The organism is Dyadobacter sp. BE31 (assembly GCF_031457695.1).
GTDB lineage: Bacteria > Bacteroidota > Bacteroidia > Cytophagales > Spirosomataceae > Dyadobacter.
In genome coordinates this window covers 324,695-348,872 of record NZ_JAVDXA010000002.1, presented here as the reverse complement: position 1 = coordinate 348,872, position 24,178 = coordinate 324,695, and the positions used below count along the sequence as shown (strand labels likewise).

General features: G+C 50.6%; 19 protein-coding genes. 11 read left to right on the top strand and 8 right to left on the bottom strand.

All coding sequences use genetic code 11. From position 1 onward, the window contains the following. Positions 1-190 precede the first annotated feature (190 nt). The 4 genes from J2Y43_RS10355 to J2Y43_RS10340 all read left to right on the top strand — a co-directional run bounded on the left by J2Y43_RS10355 (position 191) and on the right by J2Y43_RS10340 (position 4,727). Positions 191-1,867, top strand: a complete 1,677-nt coding sequence (locus J2Y43_RS10355) for a choice-of-anchor J domain-containing protein (protein ID WP_309982115.1) — start codon at positions 191-193, stop codon at positions 1,865-1,867. Between the two features lie 57 nt (positions 1,868-1,924). Then, positions 1,925-2,725: a T9SS type A sorting domain-containing protein gene (locus tag J2Y43_RS10350; RefSeq protein ID WP_309982114.1), complete on the top strand. Its 801-nt coding sequence runs from the start codon at positions 1,925-1,927 to the stop codon at positions 2,723-2,725. Positions 2,726-3,048: 323 nt separating this feature from the next. Next, positions 3,049-4,116 (top strand): hypothetical protein, encoded by a 1,068-nt coding sequence (locus J2Y43_RS10345; RefSeq protein WP_309982113.1) that lies wholly within the window; start codon positions 3,049-3,051, stop codon positions 4,114-4,116. 143 nt (positions 4,117-4,259) lie between these two features. Beyond that, the gene (locus tag J2Y43_RS10340; protein WP_309982112.1) at positions 4,260-4,727 is read left to right on the top strand and encodes a hypothetical protein; all 468 of its coding nucleotides are present in this window, start codon (positions 4,260-4,262) and stop codon (positions 4,725-4,727) included. A 6-nt stretch (positions 4,728-4,733) separates the two neighbouring features. Here J2Y43_RS10340 and J2Y43_RS10335 read toward each other — a convergent pair whose 3' ends face one another. Continuing rightward, on the bottom strand, positions 4,734-6,191 hold the full coding sequence (locus J2Y43_RS10335) for a DUF1501 domain-containing protein (protein ID WP_309982111.1): 1,458 nt from the start codon (positions 6,189-6,191) through the stop codon (positions 4,734-4,736). 133 nt (positions 6,192-6,324) lie between these two features. Then, positions 6,325-8,643 carry a PSD1 and planctomycete cytochrome C domain-containing protein gene (locus J2Y43_RS10330; RefSeq protein WP_309982110.1) on the bottom strand — a complete coding sequence of 773 codons (2,319 nt, stop codon included), beginning with the start codon at positions 8,641-8,643 and terminating at the stop codon, positions 6,325-6,327. Between the two features lie 215 nt (positions 8,644-8,858). Between J2Y43_RS10330 and J2Y43_RS10325 the strand changes: the two genes are divergently transcribed. The 3 genes from J2Y43_RS10325 to J2Y43_RS10315 are packed head-to-tail and all read left to right on the top strand — an operon-like array spanning position 8,859 to position 10,652. Further along, the gene (locus J2Y43_RS10325) at positions 8,859-9,014 is read left to right on the top strand and encodes a hypothetical protein (RefSeq protein WP_309982109.1); all 156 of its coding nucleotides are present in this window, start codon (positions 8,859-8,861) and stop codon (positions 9,012-9,014) included. 12 nt (positions 9,015-9,026) lie between these two features. Continuing rightward, positions 9,027-10,160, top strand: coding sequence for a DUF692 family multinuclear iron-containing protein (locus J2Y43_RS10320; RefSeq protein WP_309982108.1), 1,134 nt, complete (start codon positions 9,027-9,029; stop codon positions 10,158-10,160). A 33-nt stretch (positions 10,161-10,193) separates the two neighbouring features. Then, positions 10,194-10,652, top strand: a complete 459-nt coding sequence (locus tag J2Y43_RS10315) for a VOC family protein (protein WP_309982107.1) — start codon at positions 10,194-10,196, stop codon at positions 10,650-10,652. 89 nt (positions 10,653-10,741) lie between these two features. On the opposite strand, the gene J2Y43_RS10310 is transcribed toward J2Y43_RS10315, so the two are convergent. From J2Y43_RS10310 to J2Y43_RS10295, 4 genes are all read right to left on the bottom strand, one after another. Then, positions 10,742-12,289 carry a RagB/SusD family nutrient uptake outer membrane protein gene (locus tag J2Y43_RS10310; protein WP_309982106.1) on the bottom strand — a complete coding sequence of 516 codons (1,548 nt, stop codon included), beginning with the start codon at positions 12,287-12,289 and terminating at the stop codon, positions 10,742-10,744. Between the two features lie 21 nt (positions 12,290-12,310). Beyond that, positions 12,311-15,349 (bottom strand): SusC/RagA family TonB-linked outer membrane protein, encoded by a 3,039-nt coding sequence (locus J2Y43_RS10305; protein WP_309982105.1) that lies wholly within the window; start codon positions 15,347-15,349, stop codon positions 12,311-12,313. 515 nt (positions 15,350-15,864) lie between these two features. Beyond that, positions 15,865-17,106, bottom strand: coding sequence for a HAMP domain-containing sensor histidine kinase (locus tag J2Y43_RS10300; RefSeq protein WP_309982104.1), 1,242 nt, complete (start codon positions 17,104-17,106; stop codon positions 15,865-15,867). 118 nt (positions 17,107-17,224) lie between these two features. Continuing rightward, a complete protein-coding gene (locus J2Y43_RS10295) occupies positions 17,225-19,636 on the bottom strand; it encodes an ABC transporter permease (protein WP_309982103.1) in 2,412 nt (803 codons plus the stop codon). 216 nt (positions 19,637-19,852) lie between these two features. Here J2Y43_RS10295 and J2Y43_RS10290 point away from each other — a divergent pair, with 216 nt between their 5' ends. The 4 genes from J2Y43_RS10290 (at position 19,853) to J2Y43_RS10275 (ending at position 22,511) form a co-directional block, all read left to right on the top strand. Next, positions 19,853-20,185, top strand: coding sequence for a metalloregulator ArsR/SmtB family transcription factor (locus tag J2Y43_RS10290; RefSeq protein WP_309982102.1), 333 nt, complete (start codon positions 19,853-19,855; stop codon positions 20,183-20,185). Between the two features lie 31 nt (positions 20,186-20,216). Continuing rightward, positions 20,217-20,786 (top strand): PhnA domain-containing protein, encoded by a 570-nt coding sequence (locus tag J2Y43_RS10285; RefSeq protein WP_309982101.1) that lies wholly within the window; start codon positions 20,217-20,219, stop codon positions 20,784-20,786. Between the two features lie 237 nt (positions 20,787-21,023). Further along, complete coding sequence (locus tag J2Y43_RS10280; RefSeq protein WP_309982100.1) at positions 21,024-21,842, top strand: AraC family transcriptional regulator; 819 nt, start codon at positions 21,024-21,026, stop codon at positions 21,840-21,842. Between the two features lie 15 nt (positions 21,843-21,857). Continuing rightward, entirely contained in the window at positions 21,858-22,511 is a 654-nt protein-coding gene (locus J2Y43_RS10275) for a hypothetical protein (protein WP_309982099.1), read from the top strand. Between the two features lie 215 nt (positions 22,512-22,726). Here the strand turns inward: J2Y43_RS10275 and J2Y43_RS10270 are convergent, their stop codons facing one another. Continuing rightward, positions 22,727-23,164: a GNAT family N-acetyltransferase gene (locus tag J2Y43_RS10270; protein ID WP_309982098.1), complete on the bottom strand. Its 438-nt coding sequence runs from the start codon at positions 23,162-23,164 to the stop codon at positions 22,727-22,729. Positions 23,165-23,278: 114 nt separating this feature from the next. Then, the gene (locus J2Y43_RS10265) at positions 23,279-24,163 is read right to left on the bottom strand and encodes an AraC family transcriptional regulator (protein ID WP_309982097.1); all 885 of its coding nucleotides are present in this window, start codon (positions 24,161-24,163) and stop codon (positions 23,279-23,281) included. Positions 24,164-24,178 lie beyond the last annotated feature (15 nt).

Below are 24,178 nucleotides of genomic sequence, written 5' to 3'. Positions count from 1 at the left end.
ATCTAAACCAAGGCAGCAGCAAGCAGGTAATTTGCGCAAAAACAGCCAAAATTAAAAACCTGCAAGAACGACCGGATAATAGATTAACGAGGCCGGTAAAGGTATAATCCGATAACGTATAGCCTTTATCGATATAGTGCCTTACAGGCAAAACAAGGTTACTGATAATTGCACCCATTCTATCTAACCTATGAAAAGAACAGCTACTCTCGTGTGCCTCCTGGCACTGTTTGCCCTATCGGCTCATGCGCAAATAATTTTTCAGGAAGACTTCGACGGCATTGGCGGACCAACTGCCGGTGGAGCCGGTACTTACACCTTTCCGACCGGATGGTTGTTACGCAATGTCGACAACCGCACCCCGACCGGTTCGGTGGCCTATGTGAATGAAGCCTGGGAACGGCGCGAGGATTTTTCCTTCAATGTCGCGGATTCGGCGGCGTTCAGTACGTCGTGGTACGCTCCGGCAGGCTCTGCAGACGACTGGATGTGGACACCTCCCATCGCTATTCCGGCCGTCGACGGACTAATGCGCCTTTCCTGGAATGCCGTAGCCTATGACCCGGCCTACCCCGACGGATATGAAGTCCGCGTCATGGCCGAACCGAATGTTCCCACAGGCGGCACTGGCGTGATGGGCAACCAGGTAAGTGCTTCAACCGTGGTCTTCTCGACTGCCGCCGAGGGCTCCGCCTGGACAAGACGCGAGGTCAATCTTTCTGCATATGCCGGTCAGACGGTCCGCGTCGCTTTCAGGAATGTTTCGAACGACAAGTTTTTGCTTCTCATTGATGATGTAATGCTGGAAAGGGTGCTGGATTTTGACGCAGCCCTGGTCAATCCCTCCAAAACAATATTTCCCAAAGTACCCGTCAGCCAGAACTTGCCCCATTCATTCTTTGGCCGGATCAACAATCAGGGAGCGAATACGCTGAGCGGGGCTTATATCAAAGCGACTGTGTTTGACAGTGCCGACCAGGAAGTATTCTCAACACAAAGCACTCCGGTCAATGTGCCGTTCCTGGCAACCAGTGACACATTGTGGACGGCCACTTCGTTTGTAGCGGAAGTGCCTGGGAAATATACCGTCCGTATCGAAACCGTGCTACCCGGCGTTACAGATCAGCGGCCATCAAACGATGCATACATCGATTCAGTGGAAATCACCCAGACGGTATTTGCACGCGACAATGGGATAGTTACCGGCGTACTCGGCATTGGCAGCACTACGCCCGGTTACCTGGGAACCATTTATCCGATTCATTCCGCCACCGAACTCGCCTCACTTTCGGCCTACCTCGTCGGCACCGTCCAACCGGGTAATACCATGCGCATCGGGGCCACTGTGATGAAGTTTCAAAACGGAACGCCGGGTACTGTGCTCTTCGACGCCCCGGCACGCACCCTGACCAGCACGGATGCTTTGAAATGGCACGATTTCAAGGTTAGCCCTACATTAAACCTGCTCCCTGGCGACACGATATTTGTCAGCTTAAAAGAGATAGACAGCACATTGGCTATCGGCCAGGCATCGGGTATTTTCATCCCGCGTACCAACTTCGTGGACTGGCCGACCAACCCGGTCCCCGGTTGGGGCGCCGTAGAGGCATATGGCCCGTCATTTGCGAAGCAATTCATGATCCGGGCCAATTTCGAATGCATTACAGACCCTGCCGCCACTTCCGTAGCTTCGGGCAACACCACCGTAACTTCCTTCCAGCCCCACAGCGATACCCGGTACTACTATGCCGATAATTGCAGCGTGCTGGTCGCCAAAGTAACAGGCGGCGATGTCATTTCCGCCATTTCGGGCAACACGACCGCGCGAGTGTGGATAGATGCGACCCAGCCTGCCCATTTTGTTTAAAGGCATTACGAAATCACACCCGAAACGAATGCAGAAACAGCCACTGGTGTTGTTACATTGTATTTTACGCAAGCTGAGTTCGAAACGTTCAACAATGTTAATGCTCTTAAACTGCCCACCGGCCCCGGTGACGCGGCCGGCATTGCCAACCTCAAAATCGAGAAACGCGGCGGTACCAGCGGTGACGGGACCGGTTTGCCCGATACTTACCCGGGTGCCGCTACGACTATCGACCCTGACGACGCCAACATCGCCTGGAATCCCGACGCCGAACGCTGGGAAGTAACCTTCCCTGTCGCCGGTTTCAGCGGTTTCTTTGTGAAAACACAAAGCGAACCCCTGCCGCTGCGGTTGGTACATTTCAATGGGAAGCGGGAGAAGGGATTTAATCACCTTTCATGGCAGACCGCGCAGGAAGAAAACGTGAGTCATTTTCAAATCGAGCGCAGCATAGACGCCAAAGCATTTGCTACTGTTCATTCCGTGCCTGCAAGGAACGGCGCCAGCCAGCAATACGGCTATTCGCATGCCGACAACCATGAGGGGAAGGTATATTATCGCCTGAAAATGGTAGATCAGGACAAAACCTTCGCATACAGTCGGATCATCGTGCTCGACGGACGGGGAGCTAAGCCGGTGACAGTTTTTCCCAATCCGGCAAAAACAATCTTAAAACTCGATGTTTCCGATCCTGATATTCTGGGAACTACCGCCGTTTTGATCGATATCAACGGCAGGATCCGAAAGCATTTCAGTATTACCGGACAAACTCAGAATATCCATGTGCAGCAATTGAGTACCGGTACCTATTGGATCCGGCTCGATGACGGACGTTCATTCCGATTTGTAAAAGAATAGGGTAAATAATTTCGAATTATTAAATTATTCAAAAAAATATATGGAATAGAGGCAACTGTCGGAGGCTCTAATTGGGTCTGTATATCCGAACCCAGTTATTCATCCCTAGGATATACTTCATGCAGCAAGCATTTCCGTTTCGTTCAGCCCCTGAAACCCTTCCGGTATCCGCCAGATCGTTCAAAAAACGAACGACTAATTATTCAATAAAACACCTCTTCAATAAAGACACTTTAATTAAATGCCTGAGTTCTGATCGCAGGATAATGATAACTTCGGTTATCCTATTTGGCATTGTATTACTATTCACCTATCCGAGGTATTTGGAATTGATATTTGACCACAACCTGGAAGTTAACTATGCCTATTTTTTCGATAAAATATCAGATCCTTTGTCAGCAGTACGAGCGGCCCAGGAAACACACGGCGGAAAGATAGATTTCAGATTCACGGTGCCGTTACTTGCCCGACTACTTGGCGTGACGGCTGGCTCAAACGGCCTGAGCGTAGTCATTATTTATTTGATCCAATCGGCGCTATTGGTTCCGTTCCTCTTTATGTTAACGAAGATACTTTTGAGGAGATTATCACCGATGGCAGTCTTGCTATTTATCGCGGGAAGCGCCACTATTTACCTTGCGAAGGCTTTCTTTTGGGACTATGATTTTTGGTTTGATGCCTTCGCCTATTTCTTCCTTACTCTTGGGATGTACCTTAAAAACCGCGTCGGGGTTTTTCTATCATTGACATTGGCATGCTGGACAGACGAGCGGGCTGTTATCGCGCTGGCTTCGATATACCTTTTCCACCTGCTTTCGGAGTCGGATTTTGAGCTGAATTCTTTCCCGCAATTTCATGGCAGGAAAAACTGGCTGCAAAAAACATCTTCGGTCGTCTTGCTTGTTGGCGTATTCTACCTGATAATCAGAATATTATTATCCGCCCAATTCAATCTACACACCCCCACCGGCGCCGGATCAGGCGTTGAGCTCGGACTCGTCCCCTACCAGTTTAAGCACAGGCTTTCCGGAATTTTCCTGACCTTCGAGGGCTTCTGGGTTTTATATCTTTTTGCCGTCGGATTGTTGATCAAAAAGGGAAATACATTTTTATCTTTGTTAATGCTGTTGCTCATGGCCGGCCACATACTGGTAGCATATGCCGTGTTCGATATATCACGCAGCCTTACTTACGCGTTTCCATTATTGATTATCTCAGCATTCATTATTGGTAAGCAAGAAGCTCGGAATACAAAGTATCTTTACCTGGCAGCCACAACAATTTGCGTTTTATTACCGACTCAATATGTGATATTTTATCCACGGCAAATACCCTGGACGATCCTGAGTTTTGAAGAGCTAAAACCCGTGATTAAGTTACTGTTTCTATAATAGTATTTCATTTTCAGTTCATTTCATTTCGTGAATGATAATATTGTCGACAATGGCAATATTATCGTTCATGATTTTGTTTTATAAAAACAAATCATGCATTCAAAATAAAACAGCTCTAAGACTAGCCAATCAAAGCATTGATGCGAAATTTAAAGGCTTTTACAATGTGCATTCTGATCATCCTTATTAACTCATGTAAGGAAGAAGAGCCATATGCATATCAATGCAAAGATGGTGCTGTGAAATTCGAATTGTTGAATGACGACTTAAATCCGATAGCCCGTTTGAAAGACCCCGGAAACTTCGATATAAACTATGAAATAATTCAGAGCGACGATGAATTATTCCAAAAACTTTTTATCCACTATTTAAAGAAAAAGGTTGATTTCAAAACCAAAAGTCTGATCGTAATCAGTGTCAATAATAGTACGCGCGCTTCTGTCATGACTCAAAGTGTAACGGCCAACTGCGCACGCAACAAACTAACCATTACCGCAGACCTTCGGTATTGGTCGGTGCCTGATAGTGGAATAGACTACGTTTTCGCCATCGTACCCAAAATCCCGTACGATACGGGGATTGAGTTTATCCCGAACTACATCAGATAACCGCGCTCAGGCGATGATCCCCTTCACCAGCTTGCCCGCCACGTCCGTCAGACGGTAACGCCGGCCCTGATGCTTGAAAACCAGTTTTTCGTGGTCTAGCCCCAGCTGGTTGAGAATGGTAGCATGCAAATCATGAACATGAACCGGATCTTTAATGATATTGTAGCCGAAATCGTCGGTCTCACCGTATGAAATCCCGGGCTTAATACCACCGCCTGCCATCCAGATCGTGAATGCCCTCGGGTGATGGTCACGGCCATAGTCTTCCCTCGAAAATTTGCCCTGGCAATAGTTAGTCCTTCCAAACTCCCCGCCCCAGATCACCAGGGTTTCGTCGAGTAGTCCCCGTTGTTTCAGGTCCGTTACCAATGCTGCCGACGCCCGGTCCACGTCCATCGACTGCGCCCTGATTTCCTTCGGCAGATTGGAATGCCCGTCCCATCCCTGGTGGTACAACTGAACGAACCGCACGCCTTGCTCGGATAGTTTCCGGGCCAGAAGGCAATTGGCCGCATAAGTGCCGGGCACCAGGCAGTCGGGGCCGTACAATTTGACGATCGACTCCGGCTCCTTGCTCATATCCGTAATTTCGGGAACGGCCGCCTGCATACGGAACGCCATTTCATATTGCTGGATTTTCGTAACAATCTCGGGATCCTGGTATTCGGCGAAGGTCCCTTCGTTCAGTGTGGCGAGCTTATCGAGCATTTCGCGCCGCTCGCTTCGGTCCATTCCGTCGGGATCGCCCAGGTAGAGCACCGGATTTTCACCGCTGCTGAACTGCACGCCCTGGTGCACCGAATCGAGAAAGCCGTTCGTCCACAACTTGGAATACACCCCTTGTCCATTACCAATGCCCCGCGACAGCAGCACGCAAAAGGCCGGCAGGTTCTGATTTTCGCTGCCAAGGCCGTAACTAAGCCAGGCGCCCATGCTTGGGCGGCTCCCTACTTGCGCCCCGCTCTGGAAAAATGTAAGCGCAGGGTCGTGGTTGATCGCATCGGTATTCATCGACTTAATAAAGCAGAGGTCGTCCGCGATCCTGGCCGTGTGCGGGAGCAATTCGCTTACCCACGCGCCCGAGTGACCATGCTGAGCAAAATTGAAAATCGATCCGGCCAACGGGAAACTGGTCTGATTGGCCGTCATGCCCGTCAGCCGCTGCCCTCCCCTCACCGACTCGGGTAGATTCTCCCCAAACATTTTATTGAGTAACGGCTTGTGATCGAACAGTTCATACTGAGAGGGGGCGCCATTTTGAAAGAGATAGATCACCCGTTTCGCTTTGGGCGCAAAATGCGGCAAACCGGATACGATGTCGTTGACGCTCGTTTCCTCACTTCCCTTGAAAATATCAGGTATTAAAAGGGAGCCCAGCGCCGCGCTTCCAAGGCCAAGACTCATCTTGGACAGGAAATGCCTGCGGTTGATATTCATTCCAAAATCAAAAATGGGCTTTTCCATACTTTATTGTTGTAAGCATTAGGCCTTAGGCCGTAAGCTTTTTATAATGTTTCATCTTTATAACCGGCTTTAAGCCCTAGGCTACGCTTACTGAACACCGCTTATAGCCTAGGGCTTACAGCTTAAAGCCTTTTCAACTCTTCGTAATCGTTTCTTCCATGTTGTAAATCGTGCTGATGACCCGCATCAATGCAGCGGCCTGATCCTTTCGTACTCCTTTTTCGTGTACGAAGTCTCCCACATTCAGTACCTTCACGGCCTTTTGCTGATCCTTCGAGAACTTGGCAAGTTCTGAATGGTAGTAGCCTACCAGCAGGTCAACTTCTTTGTCCGTCGGCCTGCGGCACACAATTCGCTGAAACAGCTGCCGTACTTTTTCCTCTACCGGCATTTTCCCGCCAGCGCTCCGCTCGGCTAGCACGCGGGAGGCTTCCAGCACCGCGGGGTCGTTCAGCATGATCAGCGCCTGCAACGGCGTATTGGTTTTTTGCCGTTTTACTTCACAATGGTCACGATTACTGGCGTCGAACACGATCATCGCAGGCGGCGGCAGCGTCACTTTGACAAACGTGTACAAGCCGCGCCGGTAGAGTTGCCCGGCCGTGTCCTGCACATATTTCGTGAGGTCGCCCCGGTTGGCTGTGCTGCCTTCCCAAAGGCCCTTGGGTTGGTATGGCTTCACACTCGGCCCGCCTATTTCAGGATTCAGCAAGCCGCTGGTCGACAACACAATGTCGCGTACCATCTCCGCAGGCACGCGATAGCGCGCCCCGCGCGACAGGTAAATATTATCGGGGTCTTTCTCCTTTTTTGCTTCGGTCAGTCTGGACGATTGCCGGTAGGTGGCGGAGGTAACGATTTGCTTTACCAGGCGCTTCACATTCCAGCCGTGGTTCATAAAATCCACCGCGAGCCAGTCGAGCAGTGCGGGATGCGAGGGCAGATCTCCCTGCATTCCAAAATCGCCGGCACTTTTGACGATCCCCCGCCCGAAAAACTCCTGCCAGATCCGGTTCACAAATACCCTCGCTGTGAGCGGATTATTTTTATTGAACATCCATCCGGCCAGGCCCAGACGGTTTCTTGCATACTTCGTGGTGTCAAACGGCATCACCGATTTCAGGCTACTCGCCGTCACAACCTTTCCCGGCGCATCGTACACACCCCTATTGAGCACGTGCGTGGGGCGGAGCGTATCATTTTCGCTCATTACCGAAAGCCAGATCGTGCTGGTGTCGGCGCTGTTGATGAAATTGAGCACGCTTTTTCGTTCCGCATCGGTCACTTCCAGGATGGGTGCCACGGCTACACCACCCTGGATTTTGTCCTGCCCCTTTTCTCTGGAGTTATTGAAAAAGGCAAACAACCGGTAATAATCTTCCTGGGAAATCGGGTCATACTTGTGGTCGTGGCACTGCGCACATTCCACCGTCAGGCCCATCAGCCCGGAGCTCACTGTCTTGGTTTTGTCGAGGTTGTATTCAATGCGGTACTCTTCGAGAATGATACCGGCTTCCTCGTTGTATTTGTGGTTCCGTAAGAAAGCGGTGGCCAGGATTTGCTCTTTTCCCGCATTCGGCAGCATATCGCCAGCCAGTTGCCAGGTTACAAACTGGTCGTAGGGCATATTCCTGTTGAACGCATTGATCACCCAGTCGCGCCACGGCCATTGCGTTCTGGAATGATCGTTCTGATAACCAAACGAATCCCCGTAACGCGCAATATCGAGCCAATGCACAGCCATTTTCTCTCCATAGGAAGGCTGTTTCAGGAGTTCGTCTACGATTTTTTCGTAACGCTGTTCCGCATCACCATCCCGGAATTTCTTCTGAAGCTCCGGGGACGGTGCCAAACCGGTAAGGTCCAGCGACAACCTCTTGATCAGCTGCTCTTGTCCCGCAGGTTCGTTAGGCTCCAACCCTACCTCCTCCATTCTGGCGAGGGTAAAGTAATCTATTTCATTGCTGGGCCAGCTTTCATCGCCTACTTCCGGTAATGCACTTTGTTTCGGGGCTACAAACGCCCAGTGCTTCTCGTATTTAGCGCCTTGCGAAATCCACTTTCTTAATACTTCGACTTCATCTTTCGTAAGCAGTCCCAAATGGGACTCCGGCGTAGGCATCTGATAATCCGCATCAACCGAAATAATCCTTTTGTAAACTTCCGACGCTTCCGCATTGCCGGGGACGATGGCAAATCCCTTCCCGTCCCGGAGCTTCGCATAGGCGCTTTCCGCAACGTCGAGCCGCAACCCTGCTTCGCGGTGTTTGGCATCGGGCCCGTGACATGCAAAGCACTTGTCGGAAAGAATAGGCCTTACCTGGAAACTGTACGAAACCTCGTCGGAGCGCTTTCCACCCTTTTTCGTATGGATGCACTGAAAGCAGGAAATAGCCGAACCTACCAGTATCGCAACCCCGAAAAAATACTTCGTAAAGTTCTGCAAGCTCATATCCCCTTTTTGTCTGATTAACAGGCCAAAGATGCCATTATTCAACTCAACAAATAAGTAGCGAATTGACATTTTCTAACACCAGATTGGTGTTTTTGATCAGCAGGACGGGGATATTCGGAACAGAAGGATTTTAATCATCAGCGGTTACAACCAAATGCATTTCAATTACATCTTTTCCCTGTATTCCCTGATTCACCTTAACAAACTTCCTTATGAAAATCTCAAAATCAGTATTACAGGCAGTAGCTGTTGCGGTTACCGTTACTGCGCTTGCCACCGCCTGCACAGACAATGCCGTTGGTCCAAACGGCGAAAAAACGACCAAAACCAAAACTGTGGACCCTTGCCCGGCCTGCGGAATGGGGTAATGCCGCTTATCCATGGCTGAAATCTACTCATCGATCGCCTGCAACCTGGATACCCATATTTTGCAGGCGGCCTTGCCTTTGTTTGATCAGGAAAAAGTGGAGGCCATTGAGTGGTCTTTTGACACTCTTTACAAATTCCGGGAAATCCCCGCCTGGTTTACCGATCTCGTGAGCGAGTTCAGCAGCCATCGCCGGCTAATCGGGCATGGTGTATATTTTTCATTGTTTTCAGGCAAATGGTCGCCCGGGCAGGCTGAATGGCTGGCCAGGCTCGAAAAGCTATCCGGCGAATTTAATTTCGATCACATCACCGAGCATTTCGGTTTCATGACGGGCGAAGATTTCCACAAAGGCGCACCCATCAGCATTCCGCTTACTGCCCGGACATTAGCGCTCGGAAAAGACCGCCTGCAAAGGATCCAGGACGCATGCCAATGTCCGGTTGGGCTGGAAAACCTCGCTTTCTCCTATTCTATTGAAGAAGTGAAGAAACACGGAATCTTTTTAGACCAGCTGGTAGAGCGTGTCAACGGCTTCATCATTCTCGACTTGCACAACATTTACTGCCAGGTTCACAATTTCGGCATCAATTTTGCGGATATTTTGAGACTATACCCGCTCAAAAAAGTGCGGGAAATCCACATTTCGGGCGGTAGCTGGGACGATACGCTCACGCCCGCGCGCAAGCCCGTACGCCGCGATACACACGATGAAGCGGTACCCGAGGCGGTGTTTGATTTCCTGGCCGAAGCAATTCCCCAATGCCCCAATCTCAAATTTGTGGTGCTCGAACAAATGGGCACCGCGCTCGAAACGCAAGCCAGTCAGGCCGCTTTTCAGTCTGATTTTCTTCGCATGGACAGCATTGTCAAATCATTGGCACGAAAATCGCTCCCCATCCCTGCACACCTGTTTGCACCATTGGCGGGGCCTGCGCACCCTACGCCGCTGGAAGACCCCGATTTGTACAAACAGCAAATGCAATTATCGCATATCCTGGAAACAGCCGCCAACGTAAGCGAAGCCCACGCAATGCTGCGTTCCTCCGATCTGCACAACACCGCCTGGGAAGTTGAAAACTGGGCTCCGTATATGCTTGAAACCGCCATGGCGATTGCACAAAAGTGGAAAAATGGGTTTGTTTGAAAACCGTATTTCGATCTTTAAGCAGCTACACATATGAGCAACAAGTTATTGAGAATGGATAACATCGGCATCGTTGTGGAATCCCTCGACAATGCCATTTCGTTTTTTACAGAACTGGGTATGACTCTCGAAGGGCGCGCCACCATTGAAGGCGAATGGTCCGGGCGTGTTACCGGGCTGGCCTCGCAGCGCGTCGAGATTGCTATGATGGTTACCCCGGATGGTCATGGCCGGATCGAACTGTCGAGATTCCTCACGCCTCCCATTGCGTCCGACCACCGGAACGCACCGGTGAATGCACTGGGGTACCTGCGGGCGATGTTCGCTGTGGAAGACATTGACGAAATGGTAACCCGGCTTACGAGGCATGGTGCCCAGCTCGTAGGCGAAGTGGTTCAGTACCAGGATTCGTACCGGCTCTGCTACATCCGGGGAGTGGAAGGCATTCTCATCGGCCTGGCGGAAGAAATTGGAAAGAAAACGACGGCGTGATATTAAACGCCGAAGCCCGGCAAACACCAGGTTTGCCGGGCTTCGATGAAATGGGAGCGGGTATCAACGCCGCTCCTTTTTTTACAATATCAATACCCCGGATTTTGTTTGAGGTTATTGTTAACTGCGATTTGCGGGCTCGGGATTGCATAAACAAGCGTTTTCGGATCCGGATCCGCAGGTTTGATTTGCCCCGCCAGCAGGAACTTGCCGAAGCGGATCAGGTCCTGTCTTCTCCAACCTTCCCAGTACAATTCCCTGCCGCGTTCGTCCAGGAGATTATCCAAAGTCAATGCCGTGAGGTTGGCTGCGCCGCGGTTGGTACGGATCGAATTTACGATCGCCAGGGCGTCGGCTGCCCCACCCGGCGTGCCGCCACGCAGAATGGCCTCGGCTTTCATGAGCAGCACATCCGAATACCGGTACACTACCCAGTCGTTGTTACGCTGTCCTTTTGAAGCATAGTCGAACGGATATTTGATCACCCGTATCCCGGCGGTTTCCAAAGTAGCGCCGCTCGTACGGATCGTGATATCCCTTGAAAACACCAAAGGCTGAGTGGCCGGGTTCCTCGCATTAAGCGGCTTGTTGGTCACCCAGCTGTATTGCTGACCTTCCAGAAAACCTACGTTCTGGATCTTGTAATTTTTGGTGCGGTTGGAAGTCGTATCGGCCGGATAGTTGTAGTAGATACCCCTTCTTTCATCACCTGCCGCAAACTTATCGTAGAAGTTGGAAAGCGTCGCCCATCCATTCCATCCACCGGGAGTCATGTTGTAATGCGACACCGTCCAGTAAGCCCGGTCCACGCCGCCGCCACGTACGCCTTCTTCATTATAGAGCGTGAAAATGTTCTCGGTCGATTTCACATTGTTGTCCGGCGCAAAATTGTCAAAATACTTGCCCGGCGCCGAAATGGTATAACCGGTGATCTCGTTGGCGAGGGAGATAACCTTGCTCATATCAGCTGCATCGAACTTGGGGCTTTGTCGGTTCAAAAAAGCGCCCTTGTTCAGATATACTTTCATCAGCAATGTTCTCGCTGCATTCTTGTTGGCCACATACGCCTGACCCGCATCCGGCAGGTCTTTCATAATGGCATTCATTTCCGAAATGATGAAATCGATCGTTTCCTGTGAGGTGAGCGTTTTAGGTAACTCACGGAAATCTTCGAGGCTCTCGCGGTAAGGTACAACACCCCACAAATCCATCACATCGAACATCGCCAACGCACGGATAAATCTCGCCTCGGCCGCCTGCTGAGGCGAAGGAGAATAGCGCAATACGTTGGACGACTGATAGATCGCCGTCAGCAGCCCGCCGAATGTGTTGCTCATGTACGAGTTATCGGCGTTCCAGGTATGCAGGTGAATGGCCCGGTGGGTACCATTATCGTCCCAGTCGCCCCCGCGTGTGGGCGCAACCGCCGCGTCCGTGGAAAGCTCCTGCAAACACCAGCGGTTATCCTGCTGGTAAGGGCCGTTCAGTGAAGAATAGGCGCTGATCAGCAACTCGGCGGGATTGATGTTCCCCGTCGTACCTTTTTCCAATGCGCTGCCCAGTTTTTCGTCCAGATCTGTGCAGGAAAGCAGCATGCTGCAACTGAGAATTGCCGCACAATATGATTTGAGTTTCATAGATTCTTTGTTTTTGATGAATTACAGTGAAAAGTTTACGCCCAACAGGAACGTTCTTGCCGAAGGGTACGGAATGTACTCGATCCCCAGGGAAGGAATGCCTCCGCTGGAACCGTCGGTGTTCACCTCAGGATCGAAACCTTTGTAGCCTGTAAGTACAAAGAGGTTCTGGCCCGTCAACGAAATGTTCAGGTTCTTGAAAGCCTTTCCGATGTTGCCAACCCGGTAGCTGAGCGTAACGTTCGACATTTTCATGTAATCGCCTTTTTCAAGGTACCGGGTGGAAGGCGCCGCCGAGTTGGAAGTGGCTTCCTTGATATCCTTGTTAAAGAAGTCTTTCGCGATGTTTTTGGTAGACAGGTTGTTGATACCCAGCACCGTCGCAAAAGTGTTGTTGAACAGGTAATGCCCGAATGCCCCGTTCATGTTGACAACCGCCGAGAACTTCTTGTAAGTCACGTCCGTGGAGAAACCCAACAGGTATTTAGGATTAGGGCTATGCACGTAGAACTTGTTTTGGGCAGGGTCCACGGAAGTACCCACCTGGCCATCTGCACCTTCGTACATACTGGTGCCCGTGGTAGGGTCCAAACCGGCGAATTTCGCCAGGTACCAAACGTTCAGCGGCTGGCCGCTTACCATTCTTTGTCCCAAAACGCCCGAGAAGCCTTGTCCTCTCAATGCAGCAGTTTCATAGAACCCGGGCAGGCCTGAAACGCTGTTTTTGAGATAAGTAGCATTGGCCGAAATGTTCCAGGTCCAATCTTTGTTTTCCAGCACGGTACCGGTCAGCGCTACTTCCACACCTTTGTTCACTACCTCGCCATCCAGGTTCACCCAGATCTTCCCGCTTGGAGCAGGTTGAGCCAGGGTTCTTTCAAACAAGCCGTCGGTCGTCTTCTTGTTGAACACATCGATCGAACCCACGATTCTCGACTGGAACAGGCCAAAATCGATACCTCCGTTGAAAGTTTCGGAAGTCTCCCATTTCAGGTCGGGGTTTCCGAAGTTAGCCTGGCTGATGCTCTGCGTACCAAACACATACCGGTCACGCGAAGCACCTGAGTCAAACTCGCGGTTACCGGTTTTACCCCAGCCCAGCCGAAGTTTCAGGTTGTTTACAGTGCTGTTACCTTTCAGGAAAGCTTCATTTGAAATGTTCCACGCCAAGGCTACCGCAGGGAAATTGGCATATTTGTTGTTTTCCCCGAATTTGGTAGAGCCGTCCCTCCTCACAGTTCCGGTGAAGAGGTACTTATCCAGGTAATTCAATCCCACCCGTACAAACACCGACTGCAACTGGTTGGTAGGGGATTTAAAGGAATTAATACCGCGGTTGCTCGCTACCGAGTAATTCAGATAATCGTAGAAATCCAGGCCAACATAGGTAAAGCCGCTACCACTCAGGGAATTCCAGCTATTCGCGTAGTCGAGGAACTCGTAACCGGCTACCGCATTCAGGTTCAGCGACGGGCTGATATCCTTGTTGTAGCTCAGGGTTTGGGTCAGTTGCTGGTTGGTTTCGGAATTGTTTCCAATGAATGCAAAACCATTTCTGATTTGCGCCGGATCCACCAATCCTGCAATATACCGGCCCTTCCGGTTACCGGTCTGGCGGGTAATGCTATACACGAGCTTATATTCCAGGTCGTTGGTGATCTTGTAGGAAGGTGCAATGCTCGCCACGGTGGTGTTCACGATCGCAATATCCTTGTAGGCTTTCAGCGACGTCAGCGGGTTGATCGTCGTAGGGCTCACGTACGTGAGTGAGTCCGCATTCACGCGCAACGGGCGGGTGGGATTCCAGGTCAGCGCCTGTGAAATCACGTTACCGGTAAAGCCTACGCCCACGTCGATCGGTGCGAGGTTTTCGTTGGTCTGGGTGAACAGCACATTGAAATCAAGTCCCAGCTTTTTGCTTTCGAGGAATCTGAAACTACTGTTGATGCTCGCCGTATACTTTTTCAGTCTCGAAGTTTCGATGATCCCTTTCTGATCCATATAGCCGGCCGAGACGCGGTATTTACCGTTATCGGTACCGCCGGTGATTGCCATTGAGTAGTTCTGAACCGGGGCAACGCGGGTAATTTCATCGAATGCATTCACATTCCCGCCAAAATCGGCTCCTTTCACGTCATTAGGCGCATAGTATTGAACCGCTTCACGGAATTCGTCGGCATTCAGTACTTCCGGTTTTCTCAGCAGGCTCGATACGCCTGTGGAAGCATTGATGCTCACCGTCGGCGCTCCTGAAGCACCTCTTTTGGTCGTGATGATCACCACCCCATTCGCGCCGCGGGAACCGTAAATAGCCGTTGCCGAAGCGTCTTTCAGAATGTCCATGCTGGCAATGTCATTCGGGTTGAGGTAAGCCAGCGGGTTACCACCATCCGAGCCGAAACCGCCGCTTCCTCCCGGGCGCGCCGAGCTGCCCGAAAGCGGGATACCATCCAATACGAACAACGGGTTGTTACCTGCGCGGATGGAGGAGTTACCCCGGATACGCACCGTGGTTGCACCACCCGGCTGCCCGGTGTTGTTGATCACCATCACCCCCGGCGTGCGGCCCTGAATCAGCTGATCCGGAGCCGTAATCACGCCTTTGTTGAAATCCTTGGGTTGCAGCGAAACGACGGAACCCGTCACATCTTTTTTCTTGACGGCCCCATATCCGATCACCACCACCTCTTCCAGTGCTTTCACATCATCGGCCAGCACCACGTCGATCGTCGTTTGGCTGCCGACGGTAACTTCCTTGGTAGTAAAGCCGATAAAGCTGAACGCCAGCGTAGACGCCGGTGGCGCGGAAATAGCATACCCTCCTTCCATATCAGTGGAAGTACCCTTGCTGGTGCCTTTAATGGTAATGGATACCCCCGGCAGTGCATTGCCTTTGCTGTCGGTCACTTTCCCTTTCAGCGATATATCCTGGGCGTAAGCTTGCCCCAGAAAAAACGAATAAAACAGTATTAAAGCGCCCAAACCTTTCATGCCAAAGGACATCCGCCCTTTCGCGCTTCTTTCACCGGGGCGAAAAAGACGCAGAGAAAAATTCATCATAGATAGATTAGTTAGTGTTTGAAGAAAAAAGTACAATGAAATCAAGGCCTCCGACGGCCCTCAGGTAGCAGTATACATAGCGTTTTCAAGTTTTGGTTTTAGTTAGGTATTTGATAACATCCTACCGATCCCACGCGGGAGGGCAGCGTGCGGGAAGGAGATCGGAAACGGTGCAAAATGCGGAATGCCGTACGTATTTAAGCAAAAACGTCACTCCGCCGGGGCGAAGGAAAAAGTAAATCTACGTCGATAAAAAATAGGATTATTTAAATATGTAATACAATTTACCAAGTCAACCGCTGGTAAATTAATATAAATAGATCTGATAATGCAAAAAGAAAAAGTGAAATATTGGCCCCTGAGGTGACATTTTCAAACTATGCCTATTTTGTCAAACTATTGTACAATATTGACATTAGAGAAGTGCAAAAACTGGTAGCATCCTTTTTTGTCGTTCCAGAAATCAGATGCTCCCGTGCGGGCTGAACTGTCCGGGCAAAGGCTAATGCGTGACGTCAAGAACCGGAAAATTCAGAGAAGACCATCCTCGCGATTACCTTTCCGGCAACCGCTTCAATTGTAAAATCGATATTGAGCAATGCTGCGATGTCCCTTACCAAAATCAGGCCAAGCCCGTTACCGTCTCCCTCCAAACGGGTGACGTACTGCGCCGGACTATCCTGGCGCTCGGTTTGCAGAATTCCAGCCGGTAACGCACTGGTACCCGGGTTTTGAATGTACAAATGCAGCCTGCCGCCGGCAACCTCACCGGATATGGCTATTTCCCCATCCCGGGTATTTTTGGTGGCATTGTCCAGCAGGTTGTGCAGGATCACTCCCAGCAGGTGAGCATTGGTACGAACCGTCAGATTTTCGTTCAATGAAATGCACCATGTGTTGCCGGCCGAGTTCAGAATCTGCTCAAACAGACGGGCCTTTTCACGCATTACTGCCGCAAGGTTTACATCGGCGGAATGCAAAGCTCCCTTGTGGATCTGGCCTCTTGCAAATTCCAGCAGGTTTTGCATCAGCATGGCTGTGTCGGCTAAACTGCGCTCCACTTGCTGATTATATTCAGCCGCCTGCTCCCATTCTTTGCTGCCGATCAGCTTGCCGGTATGCTTCGTGGCGGCGACGATGAATTGCATCGGCGCCTGGACATCATGGGCGATCGATGCGATCACGCGGGTGAGCAGGTATACCTGATGATCCAGCTCCTCCTGCGACTCCCCCAGGAACAGAAGTGTCTCTTCCAAATCTGCCGTCCGCTCCGAAACGAGCTCCTCCAATACATGCTTTTGCCGCTCAGCATCCGCGGTGCGGTCTCTCTCCCTTTTTAATGCTTCCGCCTGCCGTTCGCGCTCGGTTTCCAGCAGGAAAATAATGGGGACCATAATCAGCCCCAGCAGGAGGCCGCGCAGAGATAGACGAATGGTGATGATCCATAGCGGAAGCTCGCGCATGGACTTGAGCGGGTAGTCCTCGAACATGCGGAACGACGCCAGGAAAAACAAATTGGAGATCGCCGCACAGAATAGTAATGCGACAGCGATTTTCTGCCATTTGGGTAAACTAAACTTGTAATAAGTTTGATAGCTGGATAGCCATGTGGCCATACACATCAGCCAGATCACAATTTCCGATCCGATCAGGCTTACAAGATTGGCCCCCTGGCCTTCGGCAAGTCGCACCGGCACGATCGACAAGGTCACTACCGTCGCCATCAACGCGCCGAGTTGCAGATTGTATTTTTTCATCAAGGACTTCATACCACCAAAAATCCCCGCAATATAGGCGGTACTTGCCCTACCCCCGGCAGTAAATCAGGCTCTTTGCGCAAAATTCGTGTAGTATGCCTATTCGGTCAGATTACCATCAATTCGTTTTCAGCGACTTAACCGGATTGGCGGCCGCGGCCTTAAAACCCTGAAAGCTGATGGTCACGACGGCCACGCACAACCCTGCTACCCCGGCCAGCGCAAACACCCACCAGCTGATCGGAATATGGTAAGCGAAATCTTCCAGCCAGCTTTTCATGGCCAGGTACGCAAGTGGCGAGGCGAGTAGAACGGATATGATCACCAGTTTCAGAAAGTCTTTGGAAAGCATGGTCACGATATTCAAAACCGTCGCGCCGAGCACTTTCCGGATGCCGATCTCCTTCCTGCGCTGCTCGGCCGCGAAGGTGGTCAGCCCGAACAACCCGAGGCAAGCGATAACGATCGCCACACCGGTAAACCAATAGACGATCCGGCCGGTTCTTTCCTCGTTCTTATACATGCGATTGTACGTGTCGTCCAGGAATGTGTATTCAAAAGGCCGGTTTGTATTGAACTGGTTATAGATTTTCCCGATAGATGCCAGGGTACTTTTGGCATCCGCGTTTGGGGCGAGCTTAATGTACAGGTAGTCATGAAAAATGCTATCACTACCGATTTCCAACCCCATCGGGGCAATCTTCTCGGTGAGCGAACTGAAATGGAAATCTTTGACAATACCCACCAAATCTCTATGGGTACTCGCGCCTAAATTCAATGTCTGGTTGTAGTTATGAATGTCTATCCCCAGTTCCTTCGCCGCAGTTTCATTTAGCACAACACTGCTTCTCTTTTTTCCCTCCGAACGTGTCGGTGGGCCTGCAACCCACTTGATCTGCATAGTCTCCACAAACTGTTCATCGACCGGGAAATAGTTTACGTATACCGTTTTATCACTATTCATTTTTTTCAACTCCCATCTGTTGCCCAGAGGATAATACATCAGCAATGTGGACGAAGTGACCGACTCCACGCCAGCAATATTGCCCACACTTTGCCGGATTTCCCGGTAGTGTTTATTCAGCCCGTCTTCGTGATCCAGGAACACCGTCACAATTCTGTCCCGGTTAATGCCCAGGTTTTTCTGCTGAAAAAGCTGCATTTGCTTCGTAATCAAAATAGAACCGATAATGAGCGCAATCGAAACGGTGAATTGAAAAACGGTAAAAACCTTGCGCGCCCGCGCGGCGCCACCCATTGTCCCGTAGGCCCCTCTGAAAATCTGGCCGGGAGCAAGCCGCGAAAGAAGAAGCGCAGGATAACCGCCGGAAAGAAGTATGCTCGAAACGTAGAAACCGGCGAGGGAAATAAGGAACCAGGGGTTTTTCAAAAAAGAAGCATCCACAGGCAATTCCAGCGACTTGTAGAGGTAACCCTTTAAACCCAAAAACAGCCCTACCGACAATGCAAACGCAATCGTCACGTAAATGACCGATTCGAGGTAGAACTGGAAAATCAGCGCAATACGCTGCCCTCCAACCACTTTCCTGACCGACACCTCCCCTGCCCGGCTGGATGATGAGGCCGTTGTAAGGTTTACATAATTGCACAAAGCCAGCGAAAGGATCAGCAACCCGATGAACGAAAAGACCGTTGCCTTTTGCTTCGCCGACTTGTTGTCTCTTTCAAAATACATATCAAACAACGGGAAAAGGTCGTAGCTGTCTTTGGCATCTTTTATTTTGGAAGAAGGAGAAAGCAGCGAGGGAATTTTCCGGGTCAGGGCCTCCCGTGAAGCGTTAGGGTGCAGCAGCAGATAGGTATGATACATCCCCATCGCACCCACTAGGCTATTCTGCTCTTTCAGCGTGCTTTTGCTCGTATCACCTACCATTTCCCGTATTTCACGTTTGCGGAACGAAGTGAGGTCGCTCAGAAAATCGAATTTGATGGTGGAATTATATGGCAGGTCTTTTAAGACACCCACCACCTCGAAAACCAGTATTTTGTCGTAAGTGATCGTTTGGCCGATGGGGTCCTGGTCGCCGAAATATTTGGCAGCCATACTTTCCGTCAGCAGAACCGTGTTGGGTTTGGTTAAAGCCGTTTTTTGATCCCCCTTCACAAACTCAAAAGAGAACATTTGCAAGAAGCTGTTATCAGCCGCCAAAAAACCGGCCTCGTAATACTTATGCCCGATATCGCTCTGCACAAGCCGGCTGTAAAAACTCTGGTCCGATATCCTTCCAAACTCCTCCACCTCAGCACATTGGCCCTTCATTGCCTGCCCGAAGCCATATGAAAGCCAGGGTATGGAATACGATTTCTCGCCATCATTATGACTGAATTCCACTTTGACAATCCGGTCCCCTTTCTTGTGAAAACGGTCGTGGCTATACTCATTGGCGACATAGGCGGCAACCAGCAAAGTGGCCGTGAGCCCGATGGCGAGGCCGCCGATATTCACCAAACTGATCACATAATGCCGCTGAATGTGGCGGAAAGCGGTTTTTAGGTAATGAGACAACATGGCTAACAAGGTTACTGGTTTGGAAATGAAGAGGCTTGAAGCCTAAAGATAGAATCTCAAATGCAAATTTCCACTGCGGAACGACTCATTTTCACACCGGTTACATTTATTACCGGTTGCCATCCCGCCGAACGGATGAATGCATCAGCAGCCGTCTGCTGGCAGCTATTCCGGACAAAATCTCATATATTTGAATATTCTAATATAACAAGATCGATGAATAGTCCGCTACATGTCTACAAAGCAGAGTTTTTCAAGACGCTGGGACATTCTGTCCGGCTTGCGATACTGGACGCGCTCAGGGATGGCCCGCTTTCGGTAACGGAATTGCAGGCCGTCATTCAAGCCGACCAATCGATCCTCTCACAGCATCTGGCCAAATTACGCGTCATGAAGTTTGTGAGCAGCCGCAGGGAAAGAACCACCATTTACTACGATGTGCCCGACCGGGAGATTTACCAGTTCCTCGACCTGGCCAGGAACATTTATGTACGCCAGCTGCGGCAAACGGAGGAAATGCTGAAAGAACTCGCCCCGTCGGAGGAATAATGCAATTGAGAAAATAATTTTTGACTACCATATGAATTTGAAACTTGAAAAAAGAAGCGGCAACGCATGCGAACTATGTAAATCCGACCAGCAGATCTCCGTTTATCAGGTCCCGCCGGTTGGTTACTCCGACAACGAGATTGTCGTATGCAAAAATTGCCGCTCGCAGATAGAAAGAGAGCAGGAAATGGACAGCGCTTACTGGGGTTTCCTCTCCGAAGCGATGTGGAGCGAAGTCCCGGCTGTTCAGGTTATGGCCTGGCGTATGCTGAGCCGCCTCAAAAATGAAACCTGGGCCGCCGACAACCTGGATATGATGTACCTGGACGAGGATATGCTTGCATGGGCTCAGTCAAGTTCGGACCACGAGGGAGCCGACGATCTGGCCGTTCACCGCGACAGTAATGGCAATGTCCTGAAAAACGGCGACACCGTTGTGCTCACCCGTACATTGGACGTAAAGGGCAGCTCGCTCAATGCCAGAATGGGCACCGTAGTAAAGAATATCCGCGTTGTAGAAGACAATACCGAACAAATTGAAGGCAAGATCGACGGCCAGCTGATCGTGATCCTGACCAAGTACCTGCGCAAGCAAGCCTGACCGGGCCGGAAGAAGGGGTAAATATGCAAGATAAAACCCCTTCTTCCGCCGCACGCCGGTATCGGCACTCCCTGATAAGCAAATGTCTTCCCGAACGGCCGGTCACCGGTTTTGGAATCAGGTAGTTGGGGATCTGTTTGGCGCAGGTTCCGGCCATTACCATGAGACGCGACAGCAAGAACTGCACATTTTTTGTAAATCAGGCGGTGTACATTTGTGGTATAAATATTCAAAAAAATGACCAGCGAAGTCCTGTTATACATCAATAGCCATCTAGACAGCAAAATTACTCTCGAGACCTTGGCCGATGTGACAGGCTATTCGCCATTCCACCTTCAGAAAAAACTGAGCGCTGAGTTGGGCACAAGCCTGGGCAAATATATTCAGGAGCAGCGTTTGCATACCGCCGCCTATTTCCTGGCTCTGACGCAGTTACCGGTCCATGAGATTAAATACCTGGTCGGCTTCGAAGACGACAGTTCTTTCGGCAGGGCATTTAAGAAGTTATATGAAGTGTCGCCCCTTCAATACCGAAAATCGAAGAAGCACCAGCAAGCTTTTCCGGTGCAGACCTTTAAATACATTTCCGCAAAAGGCGTCATTAACAGCCAATCACCCAAAGCAGCACGGGTTTTTGCATCGCGGGGTGATTATTTTTCCGAAGGCATATTCGCAATATGGAAGGACGTTTCCGAATTCATCAGCTCGATTAACAAATCGCCCCGGGATTTTCACCATTACGCGATCCTGCACGAATGCCCGCACCTGACGGGCAACCGCGACTCGCGCTATGACGCTGCCATCGTCCCGATCGGTTTTGAGCTTCCGGAAGATCCTTTTCTCGAAGCCCGCGTACTGGATGGCCGTTATGTGAGATATGATTTTTGCTGTCAGGTGCGCGACTATGAAACCGTGAGCTCCGAAGTAAACAATACGCTGGCCCTGCAAACGAATATACAGCACCGTCACGGCGTGTCGTATTTCAAATTCGACGCCATGCCCGACTATCAGAACCCCGACAACCTGTTTATCAACTGGTATTTACCCATCGAATAAATAATCAATACGTACATGAAAAAGAGAATAGTAGTATCCCTGCATTGCCTGGGGATAGCAGGACTTGTATTTGCATTCGGCGACCTGCTGATCGAGCAGGAGAATGTCATTTTCAAAGCCCATGAAGCGCCCGCAGCCTTCGCAAAACTGACCACCTCCACCGCCTATCTGTGGTGGGCGGGGCGAGGATTCCTCGGCGTATTCCTGGAAATGATCGGGACTGTCGGGCTGTATCTGTACCTGCAAAAATCACGGGCTGAAAAATGGGCCTTTGCCGGATTGCTCCTTACGCTCACGCATCAGATGCTGGGGATCGGCGTGTTTGCCGTCGCGTACTTTCTTTTCCCCGCGGCAGGACATTTATTTCTGGCCGGGGCGCCTAATGCCCTCTCTTACGCCGCCATGGACGGCGTATTGGCTGGCCTTTTCGGCGTTTCGCTGGCTTGCACCATGGCAGGCTTGTGCTGCATGGCAATCGCTATCCAAAAAAGCGAAAGACTGCCTAAATGGACCGGATGGGTGGCATTGCTGGGATTTGCGCTGATCCCGGTGCCCGGTGTGGTGATCCAGTTCCTGGCTAACACCATTTGGGGCGCCGCTTACTTCCGGATGGCGGTACACGTGAGCAAAACGACGGATGTGCCGGAGGAGGCGCTGGTAGGGATTTAAAAATCTTGGTTTTTACCAAATCCTTCTAAAATCCCGCGTTGCAAATTTGCAGGGTCAGTCGGAATTCCTCTGACCCTGTTTTAAGTCTAAATATCTATTAGCCATGAAGCTTACTTGCCTGGCCGTTTGCGCGGCTATTTGGTCGGTGTGTGCCTATACCAAGGGCTCCGAAGCGCCCAAACAGATGATCCGTAACCTGTGCGAGCCGGCACACCTCAATGCAGCATCATCAGCGAATACGCACCCTCATCGCAACTTCCCTGCGAAACGACCGTCCATTTTTGCCGGGCATAAAATCGGATAGCCGCCTCGTTGGCTACAACGCATTTGAGGCGGGCCGGGCGGCCGATCCTGCCAAGGCAGGCGTTGAGCAGGTGAGTACCGATACCGGCCCCGTGCAACGCCGGATCCACAAAAAGGCAATGAATGAAGTTATCCGGCTCCCACCAGGAAACAAACCCCACCGCGACATCCTCGTGAACGGCGACCAATAGGTGTTCCCCTTCCACCGCGACGTCAAAATCCCCGGGTTGATAGGCCTCGGCCGGCATCCACGGAAATGCATACCGCCGCCCGTCCAGGTAAATCCGACGTAACGCATCGGCGAAGTCAGGGGTGTAGGCTACTATTTTGTATGGATAAGAATCTGTCATTACGATTCGATTGTAAAAGCGGGTGGTTCGCATCGCCTGCTTCGCCGGGATAATTTCGGTGGTGCGACAGGCAATGTGATGGGACAAAAATAATAATCAATGGCCGGGGCTCTCTCAGAATTTGGTCGCTCTTTTTCGAAATTGCGTCGGCGACATGCCCGTAAACTGCTTGAACTGCCGCGTGAAATAAGAAGTGGATTGAAAATTGAGTTCGAAAGCGATGCTGGAAATATCCTTGCTGATGTCCTGAAGAAGGATCTGGCTATGCAATATGCTCAGCTCGCCGATCCACTGCTTGGGCGGCTTGCCGGTTGTTTCCTTAATGCATTTGCAAAGATAATTCTCTGAAATAGAAAGCTTGTTGGCATAAAACAGCACTTTCTTCTCTGTTTGATGGTATCGCTGAACAAGGTCTTTGAATTGCAACGTGATATAGAAAGTCCTTTTGATGGACGCCTCTTCCAGCGATTGATCGGGCCGCATTTTAATTAATGCAGCCTTCAATAACAGCCCGCTGATCTCGATGCTGTCGTTGGAGCCGAGTTCCAGTTCGAGCAACCGCAGCAAATGCGACATCCAGTTCTCGGTCGGCTTGGACAACATGGCGTAGGGTGATGTTTTAAAGAAATGGTAGTCGGTGCTTTTGTCAAGGGATATGTTTTCAAGCAGCTCGTTTTCAAATACGATAAAGAATCCTTCCGTATCTTCCGAAATTTCGAGCGTGCGGGTGATGCTGCCTTGCTTGATTAACAGCACAGAGCCCGGACTGATCTCATATTCAGATATTTCCAGCTGCTGCTTGATTCTTCCGCTGGTCACGAAAATGATAAAATTGAAAGTGGTACGGTACGGAAGGACCGGGATCAATATATTCCGGAGGTAGTTTTCGATCCGGTATAGTTGCAGTTTGGAATTGTTGAAATAGATCTTTTCCGATAACCCGGGCAGGAACAAACTTTTGTACTCAAAGTTTGACAGCATTTTGATCGTATCGCTCATAGCTCCGCAGATATT